The sequence below is a fragment of the Streptomyces sp. NPDC050388 genome (assembly GCF_040655635.1).
In the GTDB taxonomy this organism is placed as follows: Bacteria; Actinomycetota; Actinomycetes; order Streptomycetales; family Streptomycetaceae; genus Streptomyces.
In genome coordinates this window covers 21,810-35,482 of record NZ_JBFAKH010000075.1, presented here as the reverse complement: position 1 = coordinate 35,482, position 13,673 = coordinate 21,810, and the positions used below count along the sequence as shown (strand labels likewise).

At 70.6% G+C, this 13,673-nt stretch carries 13 protein-coding genes and 1 pseudogene; 4 read left to right on the top strand and 10 right to left on the bottom strand.

Annotated features, from left to right (window positions below; genetic code table 11):
• Window positions 1-73: 73 nt before the first annotated feature.
• Entirely contained in the window at window positions 74-1,303 is a 1,230-nt protein-coding gene (locus AB0I73_RS31755; protein WP_363043182.1) for a hypothetical protein, read from the bottom strand.
• 293 nt (window positions 1,304-1,596) lie between these two features.
• On the bottom strand, window positions 1,597-3,075 hold the full coding sequence (locus tag AB0I73_RS31750) for a site-specific integrase (RefSeq protein ID WP_363043180.1): 1,479 nt from the start codon (window positions 3,073-3,075) through the stop codon (window positions 1,597-1,599).
• Between the two features lie 65 nt (window positions 3,076-3,140).
• Between AB0I73_RS31750 and AB0I73_RS31745 the strand changes: the two are divergent.
• Window positions 3,141-3,563 (top strand): annotated as a pseudogene (locus AB0I73_RS31745) (3'-5' exonuclease); the annotation flags it as partial.
• Between the two features lie 67 nt (window positions 3,564-3,630).
• On the opposite strand, the gene AB0I73_RS31740 reads toward AB0I73_RS31745, so the two are convergent.
• A complete protein-coding gene (locus AB0I73_RS31740) occupies window positions 3,631-4,500 on the bottom strand; it encodes an aminoglycoside phosphotransferase family protein (protein ID WP_363043178.1) in 870 nt (289 codons plus the stop codon).
• A 213-nt stretch (window positions 4,501-4,713) separates the two neighbouring features.
• Here AB0I73_RS31740 and mgt point away from each other — a divergent pair, with 213 nt between their 5' ends.
• From mgt to AB0I73_RS31725, 3 genes are all read left to right on the top strand, one after another.
• On the top strand, window positions 4,714-5,913 hold the full coding sequence (gene mgt, locus AB0I73_RS31735; RefSeq protein WP_363043176.1) for a macrolide-inactivating glycosyltransferase: 1,200 nt from the start codon (window positions 4,714-4,716) through the stop codon (window positions 5,911-5,913).
• 102 nt (window positions 5,914-6,015) lie between these two features.
• Window positions 6,016-6,564: a DUF1697 domain-containing protein gene (locus tag AB0I73_RS31730; RefSeq protein ID WP_363043174.1), complete on the top strand. Its 549-nt coding sequence runs from the start codon at window positions 6,016-6,018 to the stop codon at window positions 6,562-6,564.
• Complete coding sequence (locus AB0I73_RS31725) at window positions 6,557-6,931, top strand: DUF4440 domain-containing protein (protein ID WP_363043172.1); 375 nt, start codon at window positions 6,557-6,559, stop codon at window positions 6,929-6,931. Before AB0I73_RS31730 ends, AB0I73_RS31725 begins: the two co-directional genes overlap by 8 nt.
• 45 nt (window positions 6,932-6,976) lie before the next feature.
• On the opposite strand, the gene AB0I73_RS31720 is transcribed toward AB0I73_RS31725, so the two are convergent.
• The 7 genes from AB0I73_RS31720 to cysC form a co-directional block, all read right to left on the bottom strand.
• A complete protein-coding gene (locus AB0I73_RS31720; protein WP_363043170.1) occupies window positions 6,977-7,735 on the bottom strand; it encodes a CbiX/SirB N-terminal domain-containing protein in 759 nt (252 codons plus the stop codon).
• A 7-nt stretch (window positions 7,736-7,742) separates the two neighbouring features.
• The gene (locus AB0I73_RS31715) at window positions 7,743-8,633 is read right to left on the bottom strand and encodes an ABC transporter permease (protein WP_363043168.1); all 891 of its coding nucleotides are present in this window, start codon (window positions 8,631-8,633) and stop codon (window positions 7,743-7,745) included.
• Window positions 8,620-9,435 carry an ABC transporter ATP-binding protein gene (locus AB0I73_RS31710; RefSeq protein ID WP_109378981.1) on the bottom strand — a complete coding sequence of 272 codons (816 nt, stop codon included), beginning with the start codon at window positions 9,433-9,435 and terminating at the stop codon, window positions 8,620-8,622. The genes AB0I73_RS31715 and AB0I73_RS31710 overlap by 14 nt, the downstream gene beginning before the upstream one ends.
• A gap of 38 nt (window positions 9,436-9,473) precedes the next feature.
• Entirely contained in the window at window positions 9,474-10,577 is a 1,104-nt protein-coding gene (locus AB0I73_RS31705) for an aliphatic sulfonate ABC transporter substrate-binding protein (protein WP_363043166.1), read from the bottom strand.
• A 184-nt stretch (window positions 10,578-10,761) separates the two neighbouring features.
• The gene (locus AB0I73_RS31700) at window positions 10,762-12,096 is read right to left on the bottom strand and encodes a GTP-binding protein (RefSeq protein ID WP_109378978.1); all 1,335 of its coding nucleotides are present in this window, start codon (window positions 12,094-12,096) and stop codon (window positions 10,762-10,764) included.
• A 2-nt stretch (window positions 12,097-12,098) separates the two neighbouring features.
• Complete coding sequence (gene cysD, locus AB0I73_RS31695) at window positions 12,099-13,052, bottom strand: sulfate adenylyltransferase subunit CysD (protein ID WP_109378977.1); 954 nt, start codon at window positions 13,050-13,052, stop codon at window positions 12,099-12,101.
• Window positions 13,049-13,672, bottom strand: coding sequence for an adenylyl-sulfate kinase (gene cysC, locus AB0I73_RS31690; protein ID WP_363043163.1), 624 nt, complete (start codon window positions 13,670-13,672; stop codon window positions 13,049-13,051). The genes cysD and cysC overlap by 4 nt, the downstream gene beginning before the upstream one ends.
• Window position 13,673: the final 1 nt, after the last annotated feature.

The window sequence follows — 13,673 nt, the reverse complement described above, 5'->3', positions numbered from 1 at the left end:
GGCCAGGTCTGGATCAACGACCCCATCAAACGAGCGCAAACCGAATCACAAATCTCATAGCGAAGTAAACGTCTCATTTGACTTGACAACTACCGAAGAAGTCGCGGCAGGATGACAGCCACAGGTCGGATTCGCCGGACAGGAGTGGCTCGACTTCGGCAGGAGCGACTCCGAGTAACTGCGGTGCCTCAGAGGGATGTTGAACGATTAGTTCCTCCTCTTCAGGTGTGAGGATCGAGGGAGTACGGGCTTCGTCGAGTGCGTCCTGCAAGCCGTCTGCTACGGCCTGTTCGTGGAGGTCGCGCAGGGAGGGGATGTTCGCGTAATGCGCTGCAGCGACATCGGGAGAATGTCCCTGCACGAAGGCAGACATCCTCCCGCCAGTGACCTTGTATACGGCCGCTTTGTAAGTCTTTCGTAGCCGGGACAAACGCAGTTCAACGGGTCGGCCCTCGTCGCTGATGCCATGTGTCGAGACAAAGCTCCGTGCCATGTGTGCCACCGCACTCGCACTGAATCCTGTGGCCAGGAGGCCTTCCTTCATCCGGAACTGCCACAAGGCCGATGAGCCGGTGATCTCCCTGACGGAGGCCGTGAGTCGAAGAACCAGCCGCAGCAGCCCGCCCGGCGAGTTGGGCGAGCCGTCCCTGACTCGGATCGTGTTCCACTCCTGGCCACGCCGTCGGCGCTTGAGGTACTCGACCTGCACATAGCCTCGGTTCGGGTTCTTGAGGCAGTCAGAGGTCAGTTCCCTTACTGCCTCCAACTCCATGCCGCTTTCGAGACAGAACAGAAGGAGCGCGGCGAACAGGTCGCGACTGGTGGGGTAGAGGAGAGGTGCGAGGCGGCCGGGAGAATGTTCGTCAGCCAGAGCGCGGCCGACCCGGTCGGCCAGTTCCTGACGGGTGAACTGCCCCTGGCTCCGGTAAATCTCCCACAGCACGTTGGCATCGGAACTCCACCCAGCCGCCCGAGGGTCGCGCCCCTGTGCCAGGAGCGACGGCCCCTCCACCGTCAGTCGACGAACTGCCTGGTCGATGTCGGAGCGTGCGGCAGCTCGTAACTGCTCCACGATGTGGGGCGAATAGGCGTCGCGAGGGGCGTACGAGCCGACGGGACCTGCTGAGGTATGGGCGAGCCGCCGGACCATGGCAGGCGACAGGCATCCCTCCTTGTCCCTCAGGCGCCGCAAGATCCATACGATGTCGGCGATACGCGCGTAGGGCGTCCTTGAGGACTCCGGATGCCTTTCGCGTAGATGGCTCTCGAACCCGTCCAGGTGACGGGGGAGGAGATCACCCACGCGTAGTTCCGCGTGCTCTGTCGATGCGATCCAGCGTGCCCATTCGCGACACGAGCGGGCGCGATTCCGCAGCGTATGTGGCGACCCTGTGCCTTGGCCCACGGCACACGAGGCCGCCAGTTCTGCGCCCAGGGCCCGTAGCAGTCGCTGCTGAGGCTCGTGGGTCCAGTCCACGACGGCCGTTCGGTTGTCCGGGAAGGTGACCTCGATCTTCAGCGGTCCCAGCGCTGTGGGAGTTGGATCAACAGCCTGCCCCGCAGGCGCGTTCAGTCGGGCCCGACGTCGTCCCCGCCCTACCATGAGCTCACTCCCCCTACCTGCGCCGCGGACCCCTGATCCTCCTGTGAGACCTGACTCGCCGTGGCCGCGACCTCGGACGTCCAAGCGTCTACCGCCCCGTCGATCAAGGACTGCGCCTGGTCGGTGCAGTCGAGGTAGATGTACGTCGTTGTGATCGATGAGTGCCCCAGCAGTCGGCGGAGGTGATCGAGGGGGTCTCCGATGATCCGGCGGTACACGCCGTCGGCCATTTCATGCCGGTCCACCGAGCCGATCTGCTCGTGGATCAGCGCCGACAGCAGATGAACCGCGAAGGTGTGCCTGAGCACATGAGGCGTGGCGGTTACATCGACCCCGAAAGTCCGGCACCTCTCCGAGGCGCGCACGAATACGGACTCCCAGGCGGACAGAGACACAGGTCGTGCTTCCTGTCCGAGCCATACGCACGCGGGGCCAAGGGGACGGTCCTGCTCGTCTACGAGGAAGAGCCGGGACCGGATCGATGGCGGCACACGTGACCATGGAACTCTTCGCAGCCGACCGTCCTTCGTCCGCATCCGTACGCCCCGGCGGTCGGGTTGGCTCCCCAGCACTGCATCGGCAGGCAGCGGACGGCCTCGGGCATGCCAGCGGTCCAGCACCAAGGATCGCTCGATCTCCATGTAATCGGCCAGGGCCGCGACGATCCGATTCGGCAACAGGATTCTGCGCCCCTTGTCACGTTTCGCGGTTGGCGGCGCCAGGTCGAACGGCACGCTCTTCTTCCCGTTCTGGCGGTCCGAAGCGGGAAGCTCCGGCCAACAGAGCGACGCTGCCTCCTCGATGCGCAAGCCGGTGGTGACCAGCAGCTCCGCCATGACGACGTTGCGTTCCGCGTTACGGCCACGGAAGGACGGATCGGCGGCTCCTGACGGCCGTTGACCGCGCAGTCCGACATCGCGGAGAGCCGCATATCGCGGCACGGAGAGGAATTTGACGGACCCGCGCTTGGCAGCCTTCTCCACCGCGCGATTGTTACGGACGGGCACCTGCCGACCGGATTCCGCTCGCCGTGAGCTCTCGTAGTACTGGAACGGCGTCCGCCCGATCAGGCCCTCGTCCGCCGCCCAGCTGTAGAACTTGTCCAAGGCCGCGACGGACCGGTTCCAGGTGGAGGCCGAGATGACCTGCGTGGGATCGGGTGAGATTCGCCGGGCCCGGTGGAAGGCCGTCACGTCGTCACGGTCGGCTTGCCAGAGGGTCTTGCCGCGATGCTCGTGGAGGAACCGCCCCCAGGTCAGCAGATCGAGGGCGTACGCCCGCCAGGAGTTCGCCGACCTCACCCCGAGAGTGGGCAAGGACCACAGGAAACGGTTCAGGTGTACGTCGTAGCTGCCGTCATCACTGAGGATGAACGGCGCACCGGCATGCAGCCCGTGCCGTTCCAGCGCCTTCTGCGCATGGGTCACCCCGGCCGCTTCCAGTGCTTCCGGGTCGGTGAAGAAGATCTCCATCTGATCGCACCCCCTGGTCGATCAACGACCAGGAAGAGCGTGAGACACGGTCGTGCGTGGATAACGCGTTCGATCTGACGCTGCTCTCCGCCGAACTGCACCGGTACGGGCTGCTCTCGCTGCACGACCGGCTGGGCGGCACCGACCCCGCACCGGTCATCGATCCGTACACGATCGACCGCAGTGTCGACCGTTACCGCCGCGGCAAGCGCAACCTCGAAGCGGTCTGCGCGGAGTACGGCGTCGCGCTCGACTCCGCGCACGACGCGGCGGCCGACGCGCTCGCCGCGGCCCGGCTGGCCGGCGCGATAGCCGGCCGCCACCGGAAGGTCGCGGCCCTCGACCCGGCGGAGCTGCACCGCCGTCAGATCGAGTGGTACGCCGCATGGGCGGCGGACTTCCAGAGCTTCCTGCGCCGCAAGGGCGATGCCACCGCGACCGTCGACGGGACCTGGCCGCTGCGCGAGCCGGCCGGCCGGCGAGTCTGACCCGGCACCACGGGAGGTCCCCGGCGGGGCGTGCGGGCGGGGGCGTTCGCCGTCGGGGCGTTCGGAATCAGAACGGGTACCAGCGGACGGTCGGGTCGCCGTCCCGGAGGGACGCCACGCGGCGCTTGAACTCGGCCAGGGCCTTCGGGTTGCTCGGCGCGTGCTGGGAGACCCAGGCGCAACTGGCCGTCTCCCGCGCGCCGCGCAGGACCGCGCAGCCCTCCCAGGCGCGCACGTCCCAGCCGTACGTCTCGGTGAAGGACGCGTACGCCTCGTCCGACAGCCCGTAGCGGTCGTGGGACAGGGCCATGACCACCAGGTCGTGCTCGCGCAGATCGGCCGAGAAGGTCTCCAGGTCGACCAGGACCGGCCCGTCCGGCCCGACGTGCACGTTCCGGGGCAGCGCGTCCCCGTGGACGGGCCCCGGCGGCAGATGGGGCGTCAGCGCCGCGGCGGCCGCCGCGAAACCGTCGCGCCGCTCGCGCAGGTACGCGGCGTCCTCGGGGTCGATCACCTCGCCCGCGAGCCGCAGCCAGCGTTCCACACCGCCCAGCAGCTCGCGGGGCGGCAGCCCGAAGGAAGGAGCGGGCAGGGCGTGCACCACCCGCAGCAGTGCGGCCAGGTCCCGGGGCTCGGCGGGCCGTACCGGCGCGGGCAGCCGGTGCCACACCGTCACCGGGTACCCCTCGACCAGCAGCGCCCGGGGCTCCGCCGCCCGCACCGCCGGTACGCCGGCCTTGGCGAGCCACAGCGCGACGGCCAGCTCCCGGCGGGCCCGCTCCAGCAGGCCGCCGTCGCGGCCGACCTTGACGACCAGGTCACCGGCGGCGAACACCGCGTTCTCGCCCAGGGCGAGCAGCCGCGCGTCCCGGGCGGCCGCGCGCCCCGACAGTACGCCCGCCGCCGCCAGGACGTCCCGCGCCCGTACCTCGTCCATCCGTCTTCGCCTCCGTGACTGTGCCGACCTGTGTCCGCTGCCGGTCGGACCCGGTCCTTCCTCGGGTCCTGCTCCGGGCTCGTCCCCGGTCCGCGCCATCGGTAAGTGTCGCATTCGCACAGGTCGGCCGAGTGCGGCGTGCCCCGGTGGTGGTGCAGCGCCGTCCTCTCATTCCAGTTGTACGAGACGTATCGTCTCGTCTAGGGTCGAGGCATGACCCGTCCCGCTCACATCGCCATGTTCTCCATCGCCGCCCACGGCCACGTGAACCCGAGCCTCGAGGTGATCCGCGAGCTCGTGGCGCGCGGCCACCGGGTGACGTACGCGATCCCGTCCCTGTTCGCGGAGAAGGTCGCCGAAACCGGTGCCGAACCCAAGCTGTGGAACAGCACCCTGCCCGGCCCCGACGCCGACCCCGAGGAATGGGGCACCACGCTGCTGGACAACGTGGAGCCCTTTCTCGACGACGCCATCCAGGCGCTCCCGCAGCTGATCGAGGCCTACGAGGGGGACACCCCGGACCTCGTGCTGCACGACATCGCCGCCTACCAGGCCCGCGTCCTCGCCCACCGCTGGGGCGTCCCCTCGGTCTCCCTCTCACCGTGCCTCGTCGCCTGGGAGGGCTACGAACAGGAGGTCGCCGAGCCGATGTGGGAGGAGCCGAAGAAGACCGAGCGAGGTCGCGCCTACTACGCCCGCTTGCGCGCCTGGCTGGAGGAGAACGGGATCACCGAGCACCCCGACCCCTTTCTGGGCCGCCCCGCCCGCTCCGTCGTCCTCATCCCCAAGGCCCTGCAGCCCCACGCCGACCGCGTCGACGAGAAGGCGTACTCCTTCGTCGGGGCCTGCCAGGGCGACCGCACCGCCGAGGGGGAGTGGAGGCGGCCCGCCGACGCCGAGAAGGTCGCCCTGGTGTCCCTGGGCTCGTCCTTCACCAAGCAGCCCGGCTTCTACCGGGAGTGCGTGAAGGCGTTCGGCGACCTGCCCGGCTGGCACCTGGTGCTCCAGATCGGCCGGCACGTCGACCCCGCCGAGCTGGGGGACGTACCGGCCGACGTCGAGGTGCACTCCTGGGTGCCACAACTGGCGGTGCTGAAGGAGGCCGACCTGTTCATCACCCACGCGGGCGCGGGCGGCAGCCAGGAGGGGCTGGCCACCGCCACCCCGATGATCGCCGTACCGCAGGCCGTGGACCAGTTCGGCAACGCCGACCTGCTCCAGGCGCTCGGGGTCGCCCGACACCTCCCCACGGAGGAGGCCACCGCCCTCGCCCTGCGCGCGGCGGCCCTCGACCTCGTCGGCGATCCGGAGGTCGCCCGCCGGCTGAAGCAGATCCAGGCGGAGATGGCCCAGGAGGGCGGCACTCCCAGGGCGGCCGACCTCATCGAGGCGGAGCTTCCGAAGCGGCGGTAGCCGTTTCCCGCAGTCCGCGCCGCCCCACCTCGCTCCGTCCCGCGCGGACACGGCCGTCGTGCCCAGCCCCACGGGGTGCGGCGGCCGCCCTATCGTGTGCGCATGGCGACGACATACGCGGCGCTGCTGCGCGGGATCAACGTGGGCGGCAGCAGAAGAGTCCCGATGGCCGAACTGCGCACCCTGATGGAGGGCCTCGGCCACGAAGAGGTGCGCACCCATCTCCAGAGCGGCCAGGCCGTGTTCACCTCCCCGCACGGCGACGAGGAGTCGCTGGCCGCCGGACTCGCGGAGGCGATCGAGCGGCACTTCGGCTTCGCCGTGGGCGTGATCGTGCGCGACCACGCCTACTTACGGGGCGTCGCCGACGCCTGCCCGTTCCCGGCCGCCGAACTGGCCCCCAAGCAGCTCCACGTCACCTACTTCTCCACCGCCGTCGACGCCGACCGCTTCGCACAGGTCGACGGGGCGGCCCACCTGCCCGAGGAGTTCCGCCTCGGCGACCGCGCCCTCTACCTGTACGCACCGGACGGCCTCGGCCGCTCCGAACTCGCCGGGCAACTGGCCAGGCCCCGGATCACCAGGGGCGTCATCGCCACCACCCGCAACTGGAACACCGTCGTCAAGCTCGTGGAGCTCACCCGTGCATGAGGAGAACAAGGCCGTGGACGCCGCCATCGAGGGCGAACTGAAACTCCTGGATCCCGAGGTGCGCCGCTCGCCCGAGCGGGTCGGGGCGCTGCTGCATCCTGAGTTCGTCGAGTTCGGTGCCTCCGGACGGATCTGGGACCGTGACTCGATCATCGCCCTGCTCGCCGGCGAACACGTCTCGGGGGACCTGGCCGGCACCGTCTCCGACATCAAGGCCACGCAGCTCGCCCCCGACGTCGTCCACCTCACCTTCGAAACGGACCACAACGGCCGCCGCGCGCGCCGCAGTTCGCTGTGGCGCCGCACCGGCCGGTACTGGCTTCTCTACTTCCACCAGGGGACGCTGTTCGACCCGGACGAGGAGTGACCGGCCGGTGCGGGCCCGGGGCCGCACACCCTTGAGCCCGCGCCGTCAGGCCCCCAGCGCCCCCACCACAGCCAGCGCCGGCGTCCGCGCCGCGTCGTACCGCTCCAGCAGGACCCGCGCCACCTCGGGAGCCGGGCCCAGCACGTCCGCCCGTACGTCCGCCGCCGCCGCGCCCCGCGCGATGCGGTCCGGGAGGAAGCCGGGGGCGAGCACGTACGGGGCGACGGCGACGCGCTCGCAGCCGAGGGCGTGCAGCTCCCGCACCGCGTCCTCGGTGCGGGGGAAGCCCGCGGGAGAGCCGGCGGAGGCGAACGCAGGCCGCACGGCGCACCAACCGGTGTGCCGCCACTCCCGCGCGATTGCTGCGATCACTGCGATCGCCTCCGGGTCGGTGGACCCCGCCGAGGCCAGGACGACCCCGGTCGAGGACTTGTCGGCGGGGGTGAGACCCGCCTCGTACAGCCGGCGTTCCAGCGCGGCGAGGAGCAGGGGGGACGGGCCCAGGACGTCCGCCTGACGGACGCGCAGCCGGGCGGGCGCCTCCGCGAGGACCGCCGGGATGTCCGCCTTGGCGTGGAAGGCCCGGGTCAGCAGCAGCGGGAGGGCCACCACGTCGCGCACCCCCTCCGCCGCGAGGGACTCCAGCACCCCCGGCACGGAGGGGATGGTGAAGTCGAGGAAGCCGGTCTCCACCCGCAGCCCCGGCCGCAGCGACCGCACCCGCCGTACCAGGGCGTGCACGGTCGCGGCGTGCCGCGGATCGCGGCTGCCGTGGGCGATGACGAGAAGTACCGGTCGGCGCACGGTCGGCTCAGTCCTTCGCCAGCAGGCCGCGGCTGCGCAGGACCCACCGCTCCAACGGGCTGAAGATCAGCAGGTCGATGGCGACACCCACGGTCAGGATCAGCAGGATCGCCTCGAACACCATGGCCATGTCGCTGGCGTTGCGGCCGTTCTCCAGCAGCTGCCCGAGGCCGATGCCGAGGTCCGGGAACGACGCGATGATCTCCGCGGCCATCAGCGAGCGCCAGGAGAACGCCCAGCCCTGCTTCAGACCCGCCACATAGCCGGGCAGCGCGGCCGGCAGCACGATGTGCCAGGTGCCCTTCAGACCCGTCGCACCGAGCGTACGGCCGGCCCGCACGAACAGCGGGGACACCTGGTCGACGCCGGAGACCAGGCCGTTGGCGATGGAGGGGACCGCGCCGAGCAGGATCACCGCGTACATCATCTGGTTGTTCAGGCCCAGCCAGATCACGGCCGGCGGCACCCACGCCACCGACGGCAGGGACTGCAGCCCGGACAGGATCGGGCCCAGTGCCGCGCGCACGAACCTCACCCGCGCCACCAGCAGACCCAGTGGGGTGCCGATCAGCAGTGCGAAGAAGAAGCCGAGCAGTCCGCGCGAGACGCTGGTCCAGATGTAGCCGAGCAGTTCGCCCTCGAGCCACGCCTGCCGCAGGACGCCCCACACGGCGCCCGGCGAGGGCAGCTTGGTGGGGTCGTCGACGATCCTGAACGAGACCAGCGCCTGCCACACCGTCAGCACCAGGGCGACGGCGAGGACCGGCGGCAGGATCTTCTCGACGAACGTCCGGCGCCACGGCTTGCGGCTCCGCTGCACCGTCTCCAGTGCGTCGAGCCCCGCCTCCAGACCGGCGAGGTCGCCGCCGTCCTCGGCGGTCGTCTCAGTGCTTGCCATGACGGCGGATCTCCCCACGGAGTTCTTCGGTGATCTCGACGGACAGTTCCGCCACCGCGGTGTCCTCGATACGGCGCGGGTGCTCGATGTCCACCGTCCACTGGCGGGCGATCCGGCCCGGCCGGGACGACAGCAGCACCACCCGCCCGGCGAGCCGGACGGCCTCGCGCACGTTGTGCGTGACGAACAGGACGGACAGCCGGCCCGCGGCGGAGCCGCTGGTGTTCGCGGTGTGCCAGACCCGGGTCAGCTCGTCGTGCAGCACGTCCCGCGTGATGGCGTCCAGCGCCGCGAACGGCTCGTCCATCAGCAGCAGCCTGCTCTCCTGGGCGAGCGCCCGGGCCAGCGCCACCCGCTGGCGCATACCGCCGGACAGCTCGTGCACCCGCTTGCCGTGGGCGCCCCCCAGCCGGACCAGTTCCAACAGCTCCTCGGCCCGGCCGCGGCGCTCGGACTTCGGCACGCCCCTCAGCTTCAGGGCGAGTTCGATGTTCTTGCCCGCGGTCAGCCAGGGGAACAGCGCGTGCTCCTGGAACATCAGTGCCGGGCGGCCGTCCGTGCTGATCGTGCCGGCGGTGGGCCGGTCGAGGCCCGCGACCAGGTTGAGCAGCGTGGACTTGCCGCAGCCCGAGGCGCCCAGCAGGGTGACGAACTCGCCGGGCGCGACATCGAGACTGATGTCGTCCAGGACGAGCTGCTGCCCGGCCGGGCCCGGATACGACTTCGAGACGTGCTCGATCCGGGCGGCGTGGGTGGCTGCCGTCTCGGTGCCGTCGGCAGCCTTGGCGAGGGTCGTGGCCATGGTCGTCACCTCCTGGGACGTTTCTTCGGGATCAGGGGTCAGCCGACGCCGAGACCGGCGTCGTCGAAGGCGGGTGCGCCCTCGGCCGCGAGGACCTTGTCGAGGAGCGTGAGGTCGTAGACGCCCTTCAGGTCGGGCTTCTCCAACAGGCCCGCCGCGACGGCGTGTTCCGCCTGGGCCTCGAGGGTGGCGGCCAGCGGGTCGTCGGTGAACCGGATCGACTCCCATGCCGGGTCCAGTACGTCGGCGGGCAGGGCCTTGCCGGAGTCGGCCGCCAGCTGCTCGTTGGCGGCGGCCCTGGCCTCCTCCGGGTGGGCGTCGATCCACCGGTTGGTCTCGACCGACGCCCTGAGCACCGCCTCGACGGCCTTCGGGTGCTTCTCCAGGAACTCCTGACGCACGACGATGTTCGTGATGACGAACTCCTCGTCGGGCCACAGCGAGGCCTCGTCCAGCAGCACCTTCCCGCCCTCGGCGACCAGTTTCGACGCGGTGGGCTCCGGCACCCACGCCCCGTCGACCGACCCGGCCGCGAAGGCGTCCGGGGTCACCTTGTTGTCGCTGCGGACGACCGTCACATCGCCTTTGCCGCTCTGTGGATCGACCGTCCAGCCCTGTTCGGACGCCCAGTTGAGGAACGCCACGTCCTGGGTGTTGCCGAGCTGCGGTGTCGCGATCCGCTTGCCCTCGACGTCCTCGAGGGACTTCACCCGGTCCGGGTTCACCACCAGCTTCACCCCGCCGGACGCCGAACCGCCGATGATCCGCAGGTTCTTCCCGCGCGACTTGACGTAGCCGTTGATCGCCGGGGAGGGGCCGATCCAACCGATGTCGATCGAGCCGGAGTTGAGCGCCTCGATCTCGGACGGGCCCGCGTTGAAGACCGCGTACCGGGCCTCGGTGGCACCGAGCTCCTTCTGGAAGAAGCCCTTCTGGTTGCCCACCAGCGCGGTCCCGTGGGTGAGGTTGCCGAAGTAACCGATCCTGACCGAGTCGAGGCCGTCGGTCTTCCGCGCCCCGGCGACGATGTCGGCCGCGCCCTTGTCCTTGGCCTGAGAGCCGTAGCCGCACCCGGCGAGGGCGAGCAGTACCAGCGCGGCCGTCACGGCGAACGCGCGGCGCGGGGCGGATGTGGCAGGCACGACAGGTGTTCCTCTCAGAGGCCCGGCGGTCGCGGACCCTCAGGTAGCGGCCGGGCGGTCGGCGGCTTCTCGCCCACGGCGGCGGGTGCCGAGGGCACGGGGGTGGTGTGCGGACGTCATCGCGCACATCGGGCCGTCCCGCCCCGCCCTCCGCCGCACTCCGTCCGCGGGGAGCCGTGCATCGTCAGAAGTCCCATCCGTCGTCCTCGTCCGCGCCCTTGACGGGCTCGGGGGCGGCGAAGGACTCGCCGGCCATGCCCGCGGTGAGCGTGGTGCCGTCGTTCGGGTCGATGAGGATGAACGAACCGGTGCGCCGCGAGTTCGCGTACGAGTCGGCGGGCAGCGGCTCGGCGGTACGGATCTTCACCCGGCCGATGTCGTTGGCGACGAGCTGCCCGGGGTGCGGGTGCAGGGACAGGTCGTCCAGCGTCAGCCGGGCCGGGATGTCCTTCACGATCGCCTTGACCGTGCGGGTCCCGTGCTTGAGCAGCACCCGGTGGCCGACGGTCAGCGGCTGGTCGGCGACATGGCACACGGTGGCCTCGACGTCCTGCGTGGTGGCCGGCGCGTCCTTGCTCGGGACCAGCAGGTCACCGCGGGAGATGTCGATGTCGTCCGCCAGCAGCAGCGTCACCGACTGCGGTGTCCAGGCCGCCTCGACGGGCTTGCCCAGCAGGTCGATCCCGGTGATCGTCGTCGTCCGGCCGGACGGCAGCACGGTCACCTCGTCGCCGGTGCGGAACGTCCCCGCGGCGATCTGACCGGCGTACCCCCGGTAGTCCGGGTGCTCGGCGCTCTGCGGCCGGATCACGTACTGCACGGGCAGCCTGGCGTGGCAGTGCGCCAGGTCGTGGCTGACCGGCACCGTCTCCAGGTGCTCCAGCACCGTCGGGCCGCCGTACCAGTCCATGTGCGCCGACGGCTCCACGACGTTGTCGCCGACGAGCGCCGAGATCGGGATCGCGGTGACCTCCGGCACGCCCAGCTCGGTCGCGTACGCCGTGAACTCCTCGGCGATCCGCGCGAACACCGCCTCCTCGTAGCCGGTCAGGTCCATCTTGTTGACGGCGAGGACGACATGGGGCACGCGCAGCAGGGCGGCGATGGCGGCGTGCCGCCGGGTCTGCTCGACGACGCCGTTGCGGGCGTCGACCAGGATGACGGTCAGCTCCGCGGTGGAGGCACCGGTGACCATGTTGCGGGTGTACTGCACGTGGCCCGGGGTGTCGGCGAGGATGAACCGGCGCCGCGGCGTGGCGAAGTAACGGTACGCCACGTCGATGGTGATGCCCTGTTCCCGCTCGGCCCGCAGCCCGTCGGTGAGCAGGGCGAGGTCGGGGGCCTCCTGGCCGCGGCTCACCGACGCCCGCTCCACGGCCTCGAGCTGGTCGGTGAGGACCGACTTGGAGTCGTGCAGCAGCCGGCCCACCAGGGTGGACTTGCCGTCGTCCACGGAACCGGCGGTGGCGAACCGCAGCAGGGTCGTCTCCGCGAGCGCCTCGCTCGTGATCGTGCTCATCTCTAGAAGTACCCCTCGCGCTTGCGGTCTTCCATCGCTGCCTCGGAGAGCTTGTCGTCGGCGCGGGTGGCCCCGCGCTCGGTCAGCCGGGAGGCGGCGATCTCGGTGATCACCTTCTCGATGGAGTCGGCCCCGGAGTCGACCGCGCCGGTGCAGGACATGTCGCCCACCGTCCGGTAGCGGACGAGCCGCTTCTCGACGCGCTCGCCGTCCTTCGGGCCGCCCCAGTCGCCGGCGGTCAGCCACATGCCGCCCCGCCGGAACACCTCGCGCTGGTGGGCGTAGTAGATCTGCGGGAGTTCGATCCCCTCGCGGGCGATGTACTGCCACACGTCCAGCTCGGTCCAGTTGGACAGCGGGAACACCCGGACGTGCTCCCCGGGGGCGTGCCGGCCGTTGTAGAGGTTCCACAGTTCGGGCCGCTGGCGGCGGGGGTCCCACTGGGAGAACTCGTCGCGCAGGGAGAACACCCGTTCCTTGGCGCGGGCCTTCTCCTCGTCCCGGCGGCCGCCGCCGAACACGGCGTCGAACTTCTCGGCGGCGATCTTCTCGGTGAGCGGCAGCGTCTGGAGCGGGTTGCGGGTGCCGTCGGGGCGTTCGCGCAGCACTCCGCGGTCGATGTAGTCCTGCACGGAGGCGACGTGCAGCCGCAGCCCGTGCCGCGCGACCGTGCGGTCGCGGTAGTCGAGGACCTCGGGGAAGTTGTGCCCGGTGTCGACGTGCAGCAGTGAGAAGGGGACGGGCGCCGGGGCGAAGGCCTTCAGCGCCAGGTGCAGCATCAGGATGGAGTCCTTGCCGCCGGAGAAGAGGATCACCGGGTTCTCGAACTCGCCCGCGACCTCGCGGAAGATGTGCACCGCCTCCGACTCGAGGGCGTCGAGGTGGGAGAGGGTGTACGGCTCGGCCGCACCGCCGGTGCCCTCGCCGCCCGTCTCGACCGTGGCCACGGTTGTCATGCCAGTCCCCTTTCGCTCAGCAGGGCGTGCACCGCCGCGGCGGATTCCTGGACGGTCTGGTGCTGCGACTCGATGCGCAGATCGGGTGAGACGGGAGCCTCGTACGGGTCGTCCACCCCGGTCAGCCCGGTGAGCTCACCCGCGGCCTGTTTGGCGTACAGACCCTTCACGTCGCGTGCGGAGCACACCTCGACCGGAGTCGCCACGTGCACCTCGAGGTACGACGTGCCGTTCGTCTCGTGCCGCCCCCGGACCGCTTCCCGGCTGTCGGCGTACGGCGCGATCACCGGGACCAGCGCGGTGACGCCGTTACGGGCGAGCAGTTCGGCGACGAAGCCGATGCGCTGCACGTTGGTGTGCCGGTCCTCGCGGCTGAAGCCGAGGCCCGCGGAGAGGAACTCGCGGATCTCGTCGCCGTCGAGCAGCTCGACACGTCGGCCCTCCTCGCGCAGCCGGCCGGCCAGTTCGTGGGCGATGGTGGTCTTGCCTGCGCTCGGCAGACCAGTGAGCCAGACGGTGGCTCCGGTCGTCACGTCGGTCTCCTGGTTCGTGGCGGTGGTGAAGGATGCCGGGGGCGCCGGGGGCGCCGGGGGCGCTGAGGATGCGGAGGGCGCGGTCATG